The following is a 17,050-nucleotide window of genomic DNA, read 5'->3' as shown; positions in this document are numbered from 1 at the left end:
CGCTGCGCTACCTGCTCGACGTACCCGAGGGGGTGCGTCCGGCCTCGGGCCGGAAGTCCCCGTAGCGTGCCCACGTCACCGTGACCCGGACGAGGACGATCCCGTCCTGCGCGAGCGAGCCGGCGAACTCGGGGAACCTCGCGGCGTACGCCGCCGCGCAGCGCTCACGCTCGCGCCCCTCGGGCAGGTCGGCGACCCCTTCGCACTGCAGTGTCGTCCCGTCGGCGCCTCCGACGGCCACCGCGATGCGCGGGTCACGGCGAAGGTTGGCGATCTTGCGTGAGCTCTCGCGGGCGTCGAGCACGAGCTCGCCTCGATCGGTCGCGGTGAGAGAGAGGTAGGCCGCCTGAGGGCTGCCGTCCGGGCCGAGCGTTGCGACGACTCCTGCCCCCTGAGCGCGGACGTACTCGACGAGCTGCTGGTCCATGGGGAGATCCTGGGGTGCTGTCGGGGCGTTGTCCAGGATCAGCGGTTCGCGAGCTCCGCACGTCGTGGCGGGTTCGCACCAGCGCGCGACACGGTGATCGCGGCCGCTGCGACGCACTGCTCGAGCACCTCGCTCAGCGAGGCGAGGTCGATCGCACGCAGCGCCTCGCGCCGGTCGGCACCCAGGAGGTCCTGCTCCCAGAGCCCGTCGATGAGCGCTCCCATGAAGGTGTCGCCTGCACCGACCGTGTCGACGACCTCGACGCGCGGCGCAGCGACGCGGACCTCGCCCGCAGGGCACACCGCGACCGCACCCTCCCCGCCGAACGTCACGACCACGATCGCGGGCCCTCGTGCAGCCCACGTCCGGGCGACCTCGACCGGGTCGGTGCCGGGATGGAGCCACTCGACGTCCTCGTCGCTCACCTTGACGACGTCGGCGGCCGCGACGAGCGGCTCGATCCGGGCGAGCGCGGCCTCGGCCGTCCCCATGAGGCTGGGCCGGGCGTTGGGGTCGTACGTGATGGTCGAGCGCTCGCGCGCTGCGAGCACCAGGTCGTGGACCGCGCTCGCACCGGGCTCGAGCACGGCGGCGATCGACCCGGTGTGGACGGCGATCGTCGAGTCGTCGGCCCCGGTCCCGGGGGCCACGTCCCAGGTGATCGCGAAGTCGTACGTCGCGGCCCCCGACCCGTCGAGGACCGCTCGCGCCACGCTCGTGGCGGCTGCGCCGTCGGACCCCGGGGTGAGGGTGACGCCCGAGTCGGCGAGCCAGGCGCGCAGCGTCTCGCCGTGCGCGTCCTGACCGAGGTGGGCCGCGAGCAGCGTCTCGCGCCCCAGGCGGCCGAGCGTCAGGGCGACGTTGGCCGGGCTGCCGCCGGGGTGCTCGTCGGTCGTGCCGTCGGGGCGTCGGACCTCGTCGATGAGGGCTTCGCCGACGACGAGGACGTGGGGGGACCGGTGCGGCATGAGAGCTCCAGAGCAGGTGAGAGGTTGCGACGGTGCAGCGTCGTGAAGAACGATCCTGCACCGATGACAGCGTTGTCAACCGCACGGGCGTGCGGCTGGTGGCACGCGACGAGCGGGTGCCGCCTCAGGGAGGTGGCACCCGCTCGTCGACCGCTACCTCAGGTACGGACCTGCTTCACCGACCTTGCCCGGCGCCGGGTTGCCGGGCAGCTCGAGCACGTAGGCGCGCATGTTGCCCTTGCCGCTCACGGACACCGCGAGCGATCCGCCGGTGACGACCTTGCGGTCGCCCGTCACGGCGTCGACGTAGGTGCCGTTCGGGATGCCCGAGAACGTCGCCGAGCCGCTCACCGCGACCAGGACGAACGAGTCCACGGGCCCCTCGGTGAACCGCTTCTTGTATGCGATCCCACCCGAGACCCCCTCGGTCGAGTACTGGCCCTTCTGGAGCGCCGGGATCGCCCGGCGGATCTGGTTGAGGCGCTGGACGTGCTTGACCAACGGCTGCTGGAGCGTCGTCGCGACGGCCCCGGTGGCCGACGTGACGACGCCGAAGTCGTTCGCCACCACTGTCCCCGCGAGGTGGTCGCCGTAGTAGGCGCGCCCCGTGGTGGCGAGCGGGCAGGTCGGACCGCAGTCGATCTTCTTGCCCGCCTGGAACTCGATCTCCGAGCCGTAGTAGAGCGTCGGGATGCCGCGGAACGTCCACATGAGGCTCATGTTCTCGGCCCACGCGTCGGTGCCCCCGGCGAACCGCGTCTGGGACTTGCCGGGCCCGTAGTCGTGGCTGTCCACGTAGACCGTGTTGTACGTCGCGTCGTTCGTGACGTCGTCGGAGTCCTTGCCGGACCAGAAGGCGTTCGAGGCGTCGTCGAAGTTCATGTGCATGCGCATGTCGATGATGTTCATGCCCGACGCCTTGGAGTGGTCGGGCGCGTGGTACGTGTTCCCGAGCAGGGTCGCGTTGGTGCTCGTCGGCTGGTTCGCCGGCCCCATGAGGTTCTCGTACTGGAACTGCTCGGCCGCGGCGACGACGTCGTCGAGCGAGTACTCCTTGCGCTCGTCCCAGGTGTAGAACGGTGCGGAGTGGTTCACGGACCCGCGGTTCCACTTGTCGTGCACGAACTGCGCGACCTCCCCGAACACGTAGAAGTCCTTGCCCTTCTCGCCGTGCGTCGCGACCGCGTGCTCCTGGATCGCGGGCAGGAAGACCCGGTTCCACGTGACGCGGGGGATGTGGACCGCAGTGTCGATCCGGAACCCGTCGACGCCCATGTCGATGTACTTGTTGTACGCGCCGATCAGGTAGTCCTGCACCTGCTCGTTCTCGGTGTTGAAGTCCGCGAGGTCCTCGTGGATCCAGCAGTCCTGGGCGTCCTTGCCCTCCCAGTTCCCGATCCAGCAGGGGTGGTAGAGGTTCGAGGGGAACATGCCCGACGTCGCGTTGGGCCACTGGCAGCTGTACGTCCTGTAGCCCTCGGCCGAGTAGCCGACCGGGACACCCCAGCCGGCACAGTTCTGGCCCGCGGGCTGCGTCGAGGACCACAGGTCACCGTTGTACGTCGAGCCGTCGGCGTCCTCCTCGAGCGGGTCGTACTCCTTGCCCGCGACGGGCTGGTCGTAGTACCAGCTCCACTGCGCGTCGCGCGCGCCATACACGGTCGGGGTGAACAGCCCCTCTGCTCCCCAGCGGGACGAGTGGTTGTACACGACGTCCTGGTAGATCTTGATGCCCTTGGCGTGCGCCGCGTCGATCAGGTCCTGATAGCTCGCGCCCTCCGACTCGAGCCGCGGGTCCACGCGGTAGAAGTCCCACCCGTGGTAGCCGTGGAAGTCGTAGTCGGACCGGTTGAGCACGACGGGCGTGATCCAGATCGCCGAGAACCCGAGGCCCTTGATGTAGTCGAGCTTGTCGACGATGCCCTCGAAGTCGCCCCGGAACATGGGGTCGTCGTTCGCGGCGTTGCCCGACTTCACGTCCATCGAGCCACCGCGGTTGTTGGTCGCGTCGCCGTCGTTGAAGCGTGCGGTCATGACGAAGTAGATCGAGTCCTCGCGCGGGTCGCCGCCGAGCGGCTCACCGGTCGTGGCGGGGGGCGTCGTCGGCTTGGTACCGGTCGTCCTCGAGGCCGTCGTGCTCGCCGCGGAGCGGTTCCCGGCCGCGTCGAACGCGGTCACGGAGTACGAGTACGCCGTGTTCTCGAGGAGGTTCGCGTCGGTCGCGGACGTGCCCGTGACGTCACGCGTGACGGTGCCCGCGCCGCCCGTGCGCGTCACGGTGTAGCCCGCGACGGCCGTGTCGTCGGTCGACGCGGTCCAGCTCGCGGTGAGGCCGATGCCCGTACCGGTCACGGCCAGGCCCGAGGGGACCGACGGGGCCGTGGTGTCGGGGACCTCGGGGACGACGGGCGGGCACGGGTCGGTCGCGTTCGCCGTGAGCGCCCCGTTCTTCACGGTCGAGATCCCGGGGCCGTAGGCGTAGTCCTTGCCGCCGTTGTTGTCCCACGTGCCCGAGCCGTTGGTGAAGACGACCTTGCCGCCGCTGGCGGCTCCCAGGTCGACGGTGAACCGGAACCACCCGGTGCACGCGGCCTCCATGGCCTTGCCCGGCGCCGTGGTCCAGGCCGCGGTCGTGGTGTTGAAGTGGATCTTCGGGGCGGTCCACGTCGTCGAGTAGTAGAGGGTCGCCGAGCTCGTGGGGGTCTCGGTCGGCGTGGGTTCGGGCGTGGGCTCAGGGTCCGGCGTGGTGGCGCAGGGAGACGTCCCGGTCGTGACGGCGCCGTCCTTGACGACCACGATGCCCGAGCCGACCGTGTAGTTGCGGCCGCCGTTGTTGTCCCAGGTGCCCGACCCGTTGTTGAACGTGAGCTGGGCCCCGGCGGCCGTCCCGAGCGGGATGGTCCGGCTGAGCCAGCCGTCGCACGCGGGCGCCATGGCGACGCCGGGGACCGTGGTCCACGCGCCGCCCGTGACGCCGTAGTGGACGTTGGTCGTGGTCCAGCCGGCTCGGGCCGGGTAGTAGACCGTGGTCGAGGCCTCGCCGCTGGTCGCGCCGGCGGCCGACGTGGCCACCGAGGTGACGGCGAGCGGGCCCAGGAGCCCGAGGCCGAGGAGGAGGGCGACGGGTCGTCTCCACCGTGCGAACGTCGTTGATCGCATGATCTTCCTTCATCAAGGGGGCACCGCCGAGAGTCACGACGGTGTGACTTCTGCAAGGTTGCGTAACGTTGCAGCCTTCCTTGCGGGAACATACAGGACATCCACAGGACTGACCAGAGGTGTGGGAGGCTCGACTCCGGCGCGCGGACGCGCGACGAAGCGACCCGGCGCACTGGCGCCGAGCGGGGTGGACGATGGACATGATCAAGCCGTGGCACGTCGTCACGCTCGTCTGCGTGCTGGCCCTCGTGGTCTACGTGGTGGTCGTCGCCAGGGCGTTCCTGAGCGGGGTGCGTGGCGAGGAGCGCGGCCTGCGGCGTCGTCGCCGCCCCCGCACCTGAGCTCCGAGGTCGGCACGGCGCTGCTGACGCCTCAGCGCACGGACGCGAACGCCGCTCAGCGCACGGACGCGAACGCCGCTCAGCGCACGGACGCGAACGCCTCTCAGCGCACGGACGCGAACGCCTCTCAGCGCACGGACGCGAACGCCTCCAGGACCCGGTCGACGCTCGACCGCAGTCCCCAGCGCGAGGCGAGCGCGTCGAGGGCCGCAGCGTCCGCGGGGGCGGACGGGACGTCGTCGGGCACTGCGGGCAGGGGGGCGTCGCGCGCGACCTGGACCACGAGCGGGGCGACGTCCAGATAGTCCGCGGCCTCGGACAGGCGGCGTCGCTGCGTGGGGCTCAGGCCGGGGTCGCCCTCGTCGCGTGCGCGCAGGATGCCCGCAAGGTCGCCGTAGCGGGCGAGCAGTCCCGCGGCCGTCTTCTCGCCGATGCCCGCGACGCCCGGCAGGCCGTCGCTCGGGTCGCCGCGCAGCGCGGCCATGTCGGCGTACGCCTGGCCCGACGCCACGCCGTAGCGCTCGGCCAGACGCTCGACGTCCACGACGTCGAGCTTCTTGAGACCCCGAGCGGTGTACAGCACGCGCACTGGCACGTCGTCGTCGACGAGCTGGAACAGGTCGCGGTCTCCCGTGACGACCTCGACGGGCCCGACATCAGGCCCACGGGAGTCGCTCGCACCGATCCCTTCGCCCGCCTCGCGCAGGGCGCGCCGCCGGGCCGACTCGCGCTCGACGAGCGTGCCGATCACGTCGTCGGCCTCGTAGCCCGGGCAGCCGACGCGCGCGATCCCGAGGGCCGCGAGAACCTCGACGATGACGGGGACCTGGGTCGTCAGGGCCTCGGGGACCTCCTCGATGCCCGTGGTCCCGGGCACCTCGGTCGCGACCCGGTGGGCCTTGTAGGACGGGATCGCGTCGACGCGGAACGCGGGGCGCCAGTCGTCGTCCCAGCACGCCACGAGGCGCGCGGGCCGGCGCTCGGTGACGAGCACCGCGATGGTGTCGAGGAAGCCGCGCACGGCGTTGACGGGCGTGCCGTCAGGGGCCCTGACCGAGTCCGGGACCCCGAAGAACGCACGGAAGTACTGCGACGCGGAGTCGAGCAGCAGCAGGCCGCCGTGGCCGGGGAGCTGGGTGTCGCGCAGGGGAGCGGGCGTCGCCGGGTCCGTCATGCCACCCAACGTACCGGCGGCCGCCCACGCGGGCCGGTCCACGGCCCGGGTGCCGCGCGCCCCGACCGGTGCGACGCCCCGACACCCGGCCGCGGAGGTCCCTGATCTGACGCTGCGAGGAGGGATGTGTCACATCCGATTCGGGACCTTTGGCCGGGCTCTTCCGCAGGTCACGTGCCTAGGGTGGAAGTTGCCCCGGGCATCGAGGCGACCCGTCCGGGGTCGCCTGTCAGGAACCCAGCGACCAACGAGAGAAGGCGTGGCGAGGATCATGAAGGCTGCACGTTTCCACGGACGAGAAGACATCCGCATCGAGGACGTCCCGGCCCCCGAGCTGCGGCCGGGCGCGGTCGCGATCGACATCGCCTGGTGCGGGATCTGCGGTTCGGACCTGCACGAATACCTCGACGGCCCCATCTTCACGCCCGCCAAGGGCCGCCCGCACCCCCTGTCGCACGAGGAGATCCCCGTGACCATGGGCCACGAGTTCTCCGGGACCGTGACCGCGCTGGGCGAGGGCGTCGACGACCTGACGATCGGCGAGTCCGTGGTCGTCGAGCCCTACTTCGTGTGCGGCGAGTGCGCGCAGTGCGAGGCCGGCAACTACCACCTGTGCGTCAAGATGGGCTTCATCGGCCTGGCCGGTGGCGGCGGCGGGCTCTCCGAGAAGGTCGTCGTCGACCGTCGTTGGGTCCACCCCGTGGGCGACATCCCCCTCGACCAGGCCGCGCTCATCGAGCCGCTCTCGGTCGGCCACCACGCGGTCGTCCGCTCGGGCGCCCAGGCCGGCGACGTCGCGCTCGTCGGAGGGGCGGGACCCATCGGGCTGCTCACGGCCGCGGTCCTCAAGGCGCGCGGCGTCACGGTCATCATGTCCGAGGTCTCCGAGGCCCGGAAGACCAAGGCTCGCGAGACGCACGTCGCCGACCACGTCGTCGACCCCACGCAGGACAACCTCATCGCCCGCGTCCGCGAGATCACGGACGGTCGCGGCGTCGACGTGGCCTTCGAGTGCACGAGCGTCAACGCGGTCCTCGACCAGCTCTTCGACGCGGTCCGCCCCGCGGGCGTGATCGTGGTCGTGTCGATCTGGGGCAAGGCCGCCGCGGTCGACATGCAGAAGCTCGTCCTCAAGGAGATCGACCTGCGCGGGACCATCGCCTACGTGCGCGACCACGCCGAGACGATCAAGCTCGTCCAGGAGGGCAAGATCGACCTCGCCCCGTTCATCACGGCGAAGATCCCGCTCGAGGACCTCGTGACCGAGGGCTTCGACACCCTGATCCACCGCAACGAGACCGCGGTGAAGATCCTCGTCCACCCGTGACGGGCTCCCGGCCCGACGCCGGAGCGCACCCTCGACGCGGAAGGTGCGCTCCGCCGTCGGGCCGGGTTCTTGGGCGCTGAGTGCATGGTTGCGCTGCGAAACGCCCGGCGAGTCGCAGCGCAATCATGCACTCGGCGGAGACCGGACGGCCTGCCGCCGCTCAGCGGACCGTCGCGAAGAACTCCCGCACGTCGGCGACGAACGCCTCTGGTTCCTCCATCGCCGCGAAGTGGCCCCCGCGACCCTCGACGTCGGTCCACCGTGTGATCCGGTGCTGGGCCTCGGCGTACCGGCGGATGCCGACGTCGTGCGCGAACACGATGACGGCCGTCGGGACGCCGGTCGGGGGCTTGGGCGCGTCCCACGCGCTCTCGCTCGCGTACGCCATGTACGCCGACGACCCGGCCGTGCCGGTCAGCCAGTAGATCATCACGTCGGTGAGCATCCGGTCCCAGCCGAGCACCTCGTGCGGCAGCTCGTCCGCGGGGAACGTCCAGGCCTTGAGCTTGTCGAGGATCCACGCGAGCTGCCCGACGGGCGAGTCCGTGAGCGCCGCGCCGATCAGCCCGGGGCGCGTGCCCTGGATCGAGACGTAACCGAGCTCCTCGGTCATGAAGCGCCCGATCCGGCTCAGACGGTCGCGCTCGAGCTCCGTGAGGCTCGCGAGCTCGTCCTCGCCGATCTCGTGGAACGCCATGCCGATGTTGCCGTTGAGGTGCACGCCCACGACCGGTCCTGTGGTGCCGTCGCTCCCGGTCGCGCGCGCGACCTCGGGCGAGACCCCCGCGCCCACGTCGCCGCCCTGCACGCCGTAGCGCTCGTAGCCGAGCCGGCGCATGAGCTCGGCCCACGCGACCGCGATGCGAGCACTGTTCCAGCCGGCCTCGGTGGGTCCTGAGAAGCCGAAGCCCGGGAGCGAGGGGATCACGACGTGGAAGGCCTGCGCGGGGTCGCCGCCGTGCGCGCGCGGGTCCGTGAGCGGCCCGATCACGTCGAGGAACTCGGCGAACGACCCCGGCCAGCCGTGCGTGAGCAGCAGCGGGAGCGCGTCGGGCTCGGGCGAGCGGACGTGCAGGAAGTGGACCCGCTGCCCGTCGATCTCGGTGAGGAACTGCGGATGGGCGTTGATGGCGGCCTCCTGCGCGCGCCAGTCGTAGGACGCGCGCCAGTGCTCGACGACCTCGCGCAGGTAGGAGACAGGGACTCCCGTGTCCCAGCCGTCGCCCGGCAGCGGGGCGGGGAACCGGGTCCGCGCGAGACGGTCGGCCAGGTCGTCGAGGTCCGCCTGCGGGATCTCGAGGCGGAAGGGGCGGATCGTGGAGCTCGTCGTCGTGTCCATGTCCTCGACGCTACGCGCGGTAGCGGTCAGCCTCTGTCCGCTATTCCTGCCCGACGCCGGAGCGCACCCTCGACGCGGAAGGTGCGCTCCGCCGTCGGGCTGGGTTCGTGGGCGCTGAGTGCATGATTGCGCTGCGAAACGCCCGGCGAGTCGCAGCCGAATCATGCACTCAGCGGGGCTGCCAGACTCACCCCATGACCGACCTGCGCTGGAGCGACGTGATCGATGCCCTCGACCCGGAGTGGAACGGGTACCTGCCGGACGTCGTGGTCGGCGAGATCGGCCTCGAGGACTGGCAGTCCCTCCTGGACCTCGTCGAGGAGCAGGGGTGGCCCCACGAGGTGGCGCACGCCAAGGGGGCTCCCTGGCCCCGCGCGGCAGCGCTGTTCCCCGACGGGCGCCCGCTGGACGAACCCCCGACCCTGAGTGTGCGGCCGTTCGCGGGCGTCCAGGTCAACGTCTACCCGCACGCGGTCGACGAGATCGCGTTCGACGTCGACCTGCGCGAGCTCGAGGGGCAGGTGGGGATCGACCGGTTGTGCGGGCTGCTGCGGCTCGTCGGCAGTCGGCTGTCGCGCGACGTCCCGCTGTACGCGGAGGGGGACCCTGCTGCTCCCGTCCTGCGCTACGACCTCGCGACCGACACGTTCTGGCACGTCGAGGTGCGGTGAGTGCGGAGCAGTTGTCGTCGATCGGGCCCATCGGCGACAACTGCTCCGCACTCAGCGGGAGGCCGCCGCGCGCGCCGACGACCCGTCGTCGTCCACCAGGCCCTCCTCGCGCGCCCGCACGATCGCCGCCGCCCGGTCGCGCAACGACAGCTTGGCGAGCACGCCCGCGACGTAGTTGCGGACCGTCTTGGTGCTCAGGGACAGCCGCCGCGAGATCGCGGTGTTGTCGAGCCCCGCGGCGACGAGCGCGAGCACCTCGCGCTCCCGGTCGGTGAGCTGGGGGAACGGCACGGCCGTCCGCGAGCCGCCCAGGACGTTGGCCACGGCGCGTGCCGCGACCCCCGGTGCGAGGATCAGCTCGCCGTTCGCGACGGCCCGCACCGCCCGCTCGACCTCGTGCGGCGACGCCGACTTCACGAGGTACCCGCGCGCCCCGGCGCGCAGGCAGGCCGCGACCGAGTCGTCGTCCTCGTGCATCGACATGACGAGCACGGGCACGTCCGGGCGGTCTCGCGCCAGGTCCCGCGTGAGCTCGACGCCCGACCCGTCACCCAGGTCGAGGTCCATGACCACGACGTCGAGCCCCTCCGGTGCGCCCAGCACGGCTCGGGCCTCCGCGGCGCTCGCGGCCTGGGCCACGACGTTCACGCCCTCGAGCGAGTCGAGCAGCGCCGCCATCCCGATGCGGAAGACGGGGTGGTCGTCGACGAGGGCCACGCGGATGGGGCTCACAGCACGACCTTCCGGGGGAGGACGGCCCGCACGCGCGTGCCGCGCGGTGCGAGCGGGGTGATCTCCAGCGTCCCACCGAGCTCCTCGGCGCGCTCCCGCATGGACCGCGTCCCGACACCGGCCTGCGCGTCCTGCCCGACGCCGGAGCCCGCGTCGTCGCACGTCACGACCAGGTGCGTCCCCGGCTCGGGGACACCGGGCGGGTGCGCGGCGACCTCGACGCGACAGCCCGCGGCCCCGCTGTGACGGGACGCGTTGATGACCGCCTCGCTCGCGATCGCGTAGGCAGCGGCGGCGATGCGCGTGTCGAGGTCGTCGCACGGCCCGCACAGGAGCTCGACCGCGAAGCCGTCGGCGTCGTGGTGGTCGGCGAGGTCGTGCAGCGCGGCCTCGAGACCGGCCTCGTCGAGCGCGGGGGGCAGCAGGCTGCGCGAGAGAGTGCGCACGTCCCCGACCCGTTGCTCGACCTCGTGCTGGAGAGCCTCGAGCACCGCGGCCGCGGCGGCGGGGTCGGTCGCGAGCGTGTTGCGCGCACCCTGCAGCCCGAGCCGCAGCCCGTTCAACCACGGCCCGACGCCGTCGTGCAGCTCCCGACGGATCAGTCGCCGTTCGGCGAGACGCGCCCGGGTCACGGCGTCCTTGGCACGCTCGAGGTCGCGCGCGCCGCTCGCCAGGGCGAGGCCTGCGGCGACGACCGGCACGAGCTGGGCGAGCGCGTCCCGGGTGCGTGCGTCGAGGCGCTCGCCGGCGCGGGGTGTCACGGCGAGGTCCCCGAGGACCTGGCCGCCGTGCTCGACGGGCACGTGGGTCACGTGGACCGAGGTGGGGGAGCCCCACGACGCCTCGACCGTCCCGGGTGGCGCCCCGGGGACCGTGCTCGCCGACCCGGAGCCCGTTCGTGCGGCCGGGGCGCCGCCCGCGAGCGAGGCGGTGCGGGAGGACGCCGCCGCGCCCGCTAGGCCCCCACCGCTCGTGAGCGTGACCGACTCGAGCCTGAGCGACTCGCCCGTCGAGGCGACCAGTCCGTGGAGCAGCTCGTCCGCGGTCGCGGCGACCCCGAGCTGGCGTCCCATGCGCAGCACGGCCCGTCCCGGGTCGGTCGTCTCGCCGTAGACGAGGGTGCGGACGCGCCGCCGGAGCCAGGTGCGGGCGGGCTGGACCGCGAGCACGACACCGACCGCGGCGAGCACCTGGGCGAGCGGCCGGTTGCCGACGAGAGCCGTCACGGCGACGACGAGCGCGACGTAGACGACGACCAGCGCGAGGGTCAGGAGCGCGCCGATCGTCGCGCGGCTCAGCGCGAGGTCCAGGCCCCAGAGCCGGTTGCGCAGGACCGAGACGAGCAGCGCGGCAGGGAACAGGGCCTGGCACGCGAGATGGGTCAAGGGCAGCGCGAGGATCGCGTCCGGCGAGTCCCACGTCCCGAGAAGAGGGAGGAACGACAGCGCCATGATCGCGGCGCCCAGGGCCAGGAGCCCCAGGCCGCGGCGTTCCTCGGGAGGCCCGTGCCGGTGCCGCCACCACGTCGCGGCCGCGGTCACGAGCCCCATGACGACGACGCCGAGGATCGCCGGCCGTGGGTCGTCGACCGGTGCGAGCAGGAAGAAGAGGATCGAGCCGACGCCGCCCGCGACCCCGAGCCACGCGCCCACGGACAACGGGTGGTCGCGCACGAACCACGGCACGAGCACGAACAGCCCGATCGTCCCCGGGACCCACGCGAGACCGTATGCCGCGGCGAGCGGTTCGAGCGGCGGCAGGTCCGGGTGCGTGCTCGCGAAGCTGCGCCACGCCCCGCCGAGCGCGGCCAACCCTCCGCCGATCCCCGCGAGCGAGACGAGCCAGCCGACGACGTGCCGCCGGCGCGACAGGATGATCGCCCCGACCGAGCCGTAGACGATCGCGACCATGGCGTCGACGACCACGAACAGCAGGTCGCCGAGCAGCACGCCCACACCCGAGGTGAGCTGGAGCACGAGCGCCGCGATGCCCAGGAGCCACGAGACGATCGCGATGGCGAGCGCCGTCCGCGGCAGTCCCGCGCTACCTAGGCTCGCGCGACCGAACGCCGATCTGCGCGAGGGCACGGCAGGACCGCCGGAGGACTCCGGTGGAACGTCCCCTGCGTCTGCGCCCACAGCGCCACGGTAGGGGGCGGGACCGGCCGCGCGACAGAGGGCGGGAACGATTCCACCCGCACGCCGGGCTGCACGGCCGCGACCGGCCCCGCCCCCGGAGAGGGGGACGGGGCCGGTCGCGCTGCCCGGGACGACCCGGGCGCTCGGTGACGTGAACCCGACGGTGCCGTGCGCCGTCGGGCAGGTCAGCGACGGTCGCCCAGCGCGAAGCCGAGCGCTGCGACCGTGAGCCACAGCGGACCCACGAACCCTGCCATGTACTGCAGGGGCGAGACGCCCACGAGCAGCGTGAGCCCGCCCAGGAGCAGGCTCACGACCCCGATCCAGCGCGGTGCGGCGCCGTGCCGCAGCGACGCCACGGCCACGGCGACCGCGGTCAGGCCCGCGCCGACCCACAGCCAGGGGATGGTCGCGGTCCAGTCGGCGTAGAACGCGCCCGACTCGGGGACGATCTTGTCGAGCTCGGCGAACCCGAACATGAACTGGGTGTCGAGCCCCGAGCCCATGAGCGCCGCGACCGAGGTCAGGACGAGTCCCGAGCCTGCGACCGTCGGCAGGAGGCTGCCCGCCGGGGCCTGGACGTCGAGGCGTCGCTTGAGCCCTGCCGCGAAGACCAGGACGAGGATCGCGACCAGGACGGTCGCGGTGTGGAAGACGAGGAGCGTGGACGTCTTGCCCGCGAGGTCGGCGACGATCGCGTCGGCGTCGCCTGCCGTCTGCTCCCAGTCGGCGCCGAGCGCCATGGAGGCCTGGATCGAGACGATGCCCAGGACGCCGGCCGCGACGCCGGTCCACGCCCAGGCGCGGGACGTGCGGGCGGGGTGCCCGTGGGCGAGGGCGGCGTCGGACGTGACGGGTGCTGTCGGTCGTGCGGTCATGGTGGACCCCTGCGTGTCGGAGGGCCGGCCCGGCGGGCGGCGGCCGTGGGTGGTTGACACGACGAGCGTGGGGCGGGAGGCGTCCCGGGCGGCAGGGGCGGATGTCCTGGGAGGCTGGGCGGTTCGGCGGGCGCCGAGTGCATGTTCGTGCTGCGACACGCCCGGCGAGTCGCGGCCGAATCATGCACTCAGCGGGCGACCGCCTGGCTCAGCCCGACGTGTGCTTCGCCAGGAACTCCAGGCTCCGGTCGAGCGCGACCTGCCCGGCCTCGGTCGAGAGGTCGAACTGGTACTCGTGGCCCAGGCCGGGCTCCTCGCCGTCGGGCTGGAAGATCGCGTCGACCTCGACGCCCTCCTCCGCGAGCCGCGCGACCAGAGCCCTGCCCTGCGGCGTGAGCGGGTCGGCGTTGCCGCCCGTGAGGAACGCGGGCGGGAAGTCCGCGGTCACGTGGTCCGTGACCGACGCGGCCGCGAAGCGCGGGTCGTCGGCGAAGTCCTTGGTCCCCGAGTACGACCACAGCACGGTCTCGAGGAACCAGGCGCTCGCGCCGCCCTTCGAGGTGTCGACGAGCCCGATGTCGTACGCACCGCAGTGCAGCACCACGGCTGCGAGCTGGTCGGGCCCGATCGCAGGTTCGAGACCCAGCTCCCGCGCGTACGCCGGGCTCGTGACCGCGCCCGCGACCTGCGCGCTGATCTGGGACCCGGCCGAGTCTCCCGCGAGGACGATCCGCCCGGGGTCCACGCCCAGCTCGTCGGCGTGCTCGGTCACGTAGGCGAGCGCGTCGTTGAGCTCGAACAGCGGCGTGGGGTAGGTCGCGCCGGGCGCGATCGAGTAGTCGATCGCGACGACCGTGTACCCGTGGCTCGCGACGATCTTCGCGTAGCTCGCGACCTGCTCCTTGGTGCCCGAGACCCACCCGCCGCCGTGCGTCCACACGACCGTGGGCAGCGGACCCTCGGCGCTCGCGGGACGGTGCACGTCGAGGAGCGCGTCGGGGTCGTCGGCGCGGTAGGCGACGTCGGTCGTGCTCACGACGCCGGACGGCACGAGCGCCGAGAGCTTCTGGTCGGTCTCGTGGCCGCCCTTGTCGAACGCGTACCGGATGAGGAGGGCCGACGGCCACGGGCTGACCTGGAACGCGACGAACGTCCCGATCGCCACGACCCCGAGCGACGCGCCGACCCAGGCGAGCACCCGGGGCCAGCGGCGACGCCGCACCGCGGGGCTGTCGGCTGGGGACGCCGGGGACGTCGGGGAGGGGGAGACCATGCCCGGAGCCTAGCCAGGGGGACGGGTCGCAGCGCGGCAGCGCACGTGCCGTCCCGGGTGGCCCGGGCGTCCGCCGCTGCCTGCAGCCGGGGACGGTTCAGTCCCCGGCGGTGTCCTCGGTGCTCTCCTGGCTGGGCGGCGGGAGCACGGGCAGCACGACCACGGGCCGGTGCTGCAGGTGGGAGAGCCGGCCGGCGACCGAGCCGCCGAGGGCCTCGTTGCGCCACCCGTCGGCCCCCGAACGATGGGCGCCGACCACGACGATCGCGGCGTCGTGCGTCACTGCGGCCTCGTCGAGCTGCCGGGCCACGTCGCCGTCGCCCGCGACCACGAGGCTCCACGCGACGCCGGTCCCGCGCAGCGCGCGGTCGAGCTCGGTCGTCAGGCGTCGCTCTCCGGAGCCGTCGTCCGCCACGGGCCCGACGTCGACCCACACGCACACGAGCGACGTCCCCAACGCGTGGGCGAAGCCGGCGGCACGCTGGACGATGTCCGGGTGCTGGCCCGGGTGCACTCCGACGAGCAGGGGTCGGATCATCTGTCCATCGTGCCACGGGCGCGCGTGACCGTCGTGCCACGGGCGCGCGGATCGGTCGTGCGGTGTGCACAGGCCCGACGGCGCCGCTCACCTCGCGCTCCCGGGCCCGCCCGGGCGCGACGTCAGCCGAGCGAGCGTTGGAGCAGCACGGTGTCGAGCCACCGGCCGTGCTTGAAGCCGACCCGTTCGAGCCGACCGACCTGTCGGAAGCCCAGCTTCTCGTGAAGGACCACCGACGCGGGGGACTCGGCGTCGCTCACGACCGCGACGACCTCTCGGACCCCGGCCGCACGCGCCTCGTCGAGGAGCCTGGACAGCAGCGCTCGGCCCAGGCCTCGACCTTCGCTGCCCGGAGCGAGGTAGATGGTGTCCTCGGCCGTGGCCGCGTAGGCGGGCCGCTCGCGCCAGGCGCCCACGTACGCGAACCCGGCGACGTCGTCGGGCAGGCCGGAGCCGTCCGCGACCGTGACGACCAGGAAGGGACGGCCCGCCGCCCGCAGCGACTCCCACCGCTCCTCCCAGCCCGCGAGCGTGAGCGGCTCGGTCTGGAAGGTCGTGACCGTGTGCAGGACGTAGTGCGCCGCGATCTCGGCGATCGCGGGCAGGTCCTCACGGGTCGCGCGGCGGACGGTCACGGTGGGTGCGTGGGTCATCCCGGCACGGTACAGCGTGCACCACGACGCACAAGGCCCCGCCCGTCCACGCGGCACCGCTGCCGAGCCTGCCGGTCACGGAGCCGACGTCGTCGGGATCCTCACCGGCCCGTCCCGTGCGAGGGCTACTCGATGCCGTCGGCGTGGCGCTCGTCGACCGTGCGCGCGGCCTCGCGCGCGGCCTTCCGGTTGGCCCGACGACGTCGCGCGAGCCCGCCGCCCCCGTCGCCCTCGTCGTCGGTCGGCTCGTCCTTCTCGCGGCCCGGGTCGTGCAGCATGTGCGAGTCGACGAGCTCGTGCCGCTGGAGGTAGGTGTTGGCGACGGCCTGGATGGTCGCGGCGATCGGGAGCGAGAGGAACGCGCCCAGGGCACCGAACACCGCGCCGAACGCGAGGACCACGACGAACGACACCGCGGGGTTCATCTCGAGGGCACGGGCCGAGACCTTGGGCGAGAAGTAGAGGTTCTCGAGCTGCTGGTACGCCACGATGAAGATCAGGACGGCCAGCGCCTGGGGAAGCCCCTGCGACGTGAGGGCCACGATCACGGGCAGCGCGCCACCGATGTACGTACCGATCGTGGGGACGAACTGGGACACGACGCCCACGAACACCGAGAGCGGCAGCGCGTAGTCGGTGCCGAGGATCAGCAGGAACACGAACGTGAAGACGCTCGAGAGCGCCGCGAGGACGATGCGCGAGTTGATGAAGTCGGAGACCTTGACCTGGGTGATCTCCCAGAGCCGCAGGACCTCCTGCTGGCGGTTCGGGGTCAGCCACCGGCAGATCGCGGCACGGAACTTGGGTCCTGCGGCCAGGAGGTAGTAGGTCACGAGCATGATCGTGAGGAACGCGAAGATCCCGCCGACGATCGTCGTCCCCACGACGAGCGCGCCCGACGCGACGTCCTCGCCGAACTCGTTGAAGCCCTGCTTGAGCAGGACGTCCGAGCTCGGCATGTCGATGTCGAACCGCTCCTGGACGAACTCCTGGATGTTCGTGTAGAGCGCCGGGATCGACTGGACGAGCTGGACGAGCTGCTGCACGAACAGGTTGCCGAAGAGCGCGAAGATCCCGATCACGACGACCAGGCCACCCAGCAGAGCCGTGGCCGCTGCCCCGCCGCGCTTCCAACCGTGGCGGACGAGCCAGACGACGATCGGCTCGAGCGCGAGCGCGATGAAGAACGCGATGAGGACGTTGACGCCCAGGCTCTTCAGGGTGCCGAGCGCGTACCAGACGAAGATGCCGACGAAGATCGTGACCACGATCATGAACAGCGCACGGGGGAGCCATCGCGGGGGCTTGCGCGGGTCGTCGGGGGCGAGCGCGACGAAGTCACGGGGCGCGACCGTGTCGGCGCTCGGGGGCGGCGGGGAGTGCGGGCCGGCGTGGTCGCCCGGCGTGGTCGCGTCGCTCGTCATGCGCCGAA

General features: G+C 72.5%; 15 protein-coding genes. 3 read left to right on the top strand and 12 right to left on the bottom strand.

Annotation, left to right across the window (positions count from 1 at the left end; translation table 11 throughout):
* Window positions 1-7: 7 nt before the first annotated feature.
* From ACIPWA_RS20060 to ACIPWA_RS20050, 3 genes are all read right to left on the bottom strand, one after another.
* Window positions 8-427 carry a pyridoxamine 5'-phosphate oxidase family protein gene (locus ACIPWA_RS20060; protein ID WP_400292374.1) on the bottom strand — a complete coding sequence of 140 codons (420 nt, stop codon included), beginning with the start codon at window positions 425-427 and terminating at the stop codon, window positions 8-10.
* A 38-nt stretch (window positions 428-465) separates the two neighbouring features.
* Entirely contained in the window at window positions 466-1,395 is a 930-nt protein-coding gene (locus ACIPWA_RS20055; protein ID WP_400292373.1) for a carbohydrate kinase family protein, read from the bottom strand.
* 153 nt (window positions 1,396-1,548) lie between these two features.
* Window positions 1,549-4,554: a carbohydrate binding domain-containing protein gene (locus ACIPWA_RS20050; protein WP_400292371.1), complete on the bottom strand. Its 3,006-nt coding sequence runs from the start codon at window positions 4,552-4,554 to the stop codon at window positions 1,549-1,551.
* A gap of 200 nt (window positions 4,555-4,754) precedes the next feature.
* Here ACIPWA_RS20050 and ACIPWA_RS20045 point away from each other — a divergent pair, with 200 nt between their 5' ends.
* Window positions 4,755-4,895 carry a hypothetical protein gene (locus ACIPWA_RS20045; protein ID WP_191805822.1) on the top strand — a complete coding sequence of 47 codons (141 nt, stop codon included), beginning with the start codon at window positions 4,755-4,757 and terminating at the stop codon, window positions 4,893-4,895.
* A 127-nt stretch (window positions 4,896-5,022) separates the two neighbouring features.
* Here the strand turns inward: ACIPWA_RS20045 and ACIPWA_RS20040 are convergent, their stop codons facing one another.
* Window positions 5,023-6,069, bottom strand: a complete 1,047-nt coding sequence (locus ACIPWA_RS20040) for a 5'-3' exonuclease (RefSeq protein WP_400292367.1) — start codon at window positions 6,067-6,069, stop codon at window positions 5,023-5,025.
* A 271-nt stretch (window positions 6,070-6,340) separates the two neighbouring features.
* On the opposite strand from ACIPWA_RS20040, the gene ACIPWA_RS20035 reads away from it, so the two are divergent.
* Window positions 6,341-7,396, top strand: coding sequence for a 2,3-butanediol dehydrogenase (locus tag ACIPWA_RS20035; protein ID WP_068625081.1), 1,056 nt, complete (start codon window positions 6,341-6,343; stop codon window positions 7,394-7,396).
* A gap of 160 nt (window positions 7,397-7,556) precedes the next feature.
* Here the strand turns inward: ACIPWA_RS20035 and ACIPWA_RS20030 are convergent, their stop codons facing one another.
* On the bottom strand, window positions 7,557-8,735 hold the full coding sequence (locus tag ACIPWA_RS20030; RefSeq protein ID WP_400292365.1) for an epoxide hydrolase family protein: 1,179 nt from the start codon (window positions 8,733-8,735) through the stop codon (window positions 7,557-7,559).
* 194 nt (window positions 8,736-8,929) lie between these two features.
* Here ACIPWA_RS20030 and ACIPWA_RS20025 point away from each other — a divergent pair, with 194 nt between their 5' ends.
* Entirely contained in the window at window positions 8,930-9,406 is a 477-nt protein-coding gene (locus ACIPWA_RS20025; RefSeq protein ID WP_400292363.1) for a hypothetical protein, read from the top strand.
* A gap of 51 nt (window positions 9,407-9,457) precedes the next feature.
* On the opposite strand, the gene ACIPWA_RS20020 is transcribed toward ACIPWA_RS20025, so the two are convergent.
* From ACIPWA_RS20020 to ACIPWA_RS19990, 7 genes are all read right to left on the bottom strand, one after another.
* On the bottom strand, window positions 9,458-10,138 hold the full coding sequence (locus tag ACIPWA_RS20020) for a response regulator (protein WP_400292361.1): 681 nt from the start codon (window positions 10,136-10,138) through the stop codon (window positions 9,458-9,460).
* Complete coding sequence (locus ACIPWA_RS20015; RefSeq protein ID WP_400292360.1) at window positions 10,135-12,225, bottom strand: sensor histidine kinase; 2,091 nt, start codon at window positions 12,223-12,225, stop codon at window positions 10,135-10,137. Before ACIPWA_RS20015 ends, ACIPWA_RS20020 begins: the two co-directional genes overlap by 4 nt.
* A 236-nt stretch (window positions 12,226-12,461) precedes the next feature.
* Window positions 12,462-13,154: a hypothetical protein gene (locus ACIPWA_RS20010; RefSeq protein WP_400292357.1), complete on the bottom strand. Its 693-nt coding sequence runs from the start codon at window positions 13,152-13,154 to the stop codon at window positions 12,462-12,464.
* A gap of 208 nt (window positions 13,155-13,362) precedes the next feature.
* Window positions 13,363-14,427, bottom strand: coding sequence for an alpha/beta hydrolase (locus tag ACIPWA_RS20005; protein ID WP_082849040.1), 1,065 nt, complete (start codon window positions 14,425-14,427; stop codon window positions 13,363-13,365).
* A 97-nt stretch (window positions 14,428-14,524) separates the two neighbouring features.
* Window positions 14,525-14,965, bottom strand: a complete 441-nt coding sequence (locus ACIPWA_RS20000) for a universal stress protein (protein WP_068625062.1) — start codon at window positions 14,963-14,965, stop codon at window positions 14,525-14,527.
* A gap of 122 nt (window positions 14,966-15,087) precedes the next feature.
* The gene (locus ACIPWA_RS19995) at window positions 15,088-15,618 is read right to left on the bottom strand and encodes a GNAT family N-acetyltransferase (protein ID WP_400292354.1); all 531 of its coding nucleotides are present in this window, start codon (window positions 15,616-15,618) and stop codon (window positions 15,088-15,090) included.
* Between the two features lie 125 nt (window positions 15,619-15,743).
* Entirely contained in the window at window positions 15,744-17,042 is a 1,299-nt protein-coding gene (locus ACIPWA_RS19990; RefSeq protein ID WP_231907774.1) for an AI-2E family transporter, read from the bottom strand.
* Window positions 17,043-17,050: the final 8 nt, after the last annotated feature.

This window comes from Oerskovia enterophila, from assembly GCF_044748475.1.
Classification (GTDB): Bacteria; Actinomycetota; Actinomycetes; order Actinomycetales; family Cellulomonadaceae; genus Oerskovia; species Oerskovia enterophila.
Note: the sequence above shows the minus strand (reverse complement) of the source record. Positions and strands in the feature narration are given on the sequence as shown.

What these genes read in the sequence shown, in the direction of transcription:
- ACIPWA_RS20060 (WP_400292374.1), bottom strand. Translation starts at nt 427, where the DNA reads ATGGACCAGCAGCTCGTCGAGTACGTCCGCGCTCAGGGGGCAGGAGTC.
- ACIPWA_RS20055 (WP_400292373.1), bottom strand. Translation starts at nt 1,395, where the DNA reads ATGCCGCACCGGTCCCCCCACGTCCTCGTCGTCGGCGAAGCCCTCATC.
- ACIPWA_RS20050 (WP_400292371.1), bottom strand. Translation starts at nt 4,554, where the DNA reads ATGCGATCAACGACGTTCGCACGGTGGAGACGACCCGTCGCCCTCCTC.
- ACIPWA_RS20045 (WP_191805822.1), top strand. Translation starts at nt 4,755, where the DNA reads ATGATCAAGCCGTGGCACGTCGTCACGCTCGTCTGCGTGCTGGCCCTC.
- ACIPWA_RS20040 (WP_400292367.1), bottom strand. Translation starts at nt 6,069, where the DNA reads ATGACGGACCCGGCGACGCCCGCTCCCCTGCGCGACACCCAGCTCCCC.
- ACIPWA_RS20035 (WP_068625081.1), top strand. Translation starts at nt 6,341, where the DNA reads ATGAAGGCTGCACGTTTCCACGGACGAGAAGACATCCGCATCGAGGAC.
- ACIPWA_RS20030 (WP_400292365.1), bottom strand. Translation starts at nt 8,735, where the DNA reads ATGGACACGACGACGAGCTCCACGATCCGCCCCTTCCGCCTCGAGATC.
- ACIPWA_RS20025 (WP_400292363.1), top strand. Translation starts at nt 8,930, where the DNA reads ATGACCGACCTGCGCTGGAGCGACGTGATCGATGCCCTCGACCCGGAG.
- ACIPWA_RS20010 (WP_400292357.1), bottom strand. Translation starts at nt 13,154, where the DNA reads ATGACCGCACGACCGACAGCACCCGTCACGTCCGACGCCGCCCTCGCC.
- ACIPWA_RS20005 (WP_082849040.1), bottom strand. Translation starts at nt 14,427, where the DNA reads ATGGTCTCCCCCTCCCCGACGTCCCCGGCGTCCCCAGCCGACAGCCCC.
- ACIPWA_RS20000 (WP_068625062.1), bottom strand. Translation starts at nt 14,965, where the DNA reads ATGATCCGACCCCTGCTCGTCGGAGTGCACCCGGGCCAGCACCCGGAC.
- ACIPWA_RS19995 (WP_400292354.1), bottom strand. Translation starts at nt 15,618, where the DNA reads ATGACCCACGCACCCACCGTGACCGTCCGCCGCGCGACCCGTGAGGAC.
- ACIPWA_RS19990 (WP_231907774.1), bottom strand. Translation starts at nt 17,042, where the DNA reads ATGACGAGCGACGCGACCACGCCGGGCGACCACGCCGGCCCGCACTCC.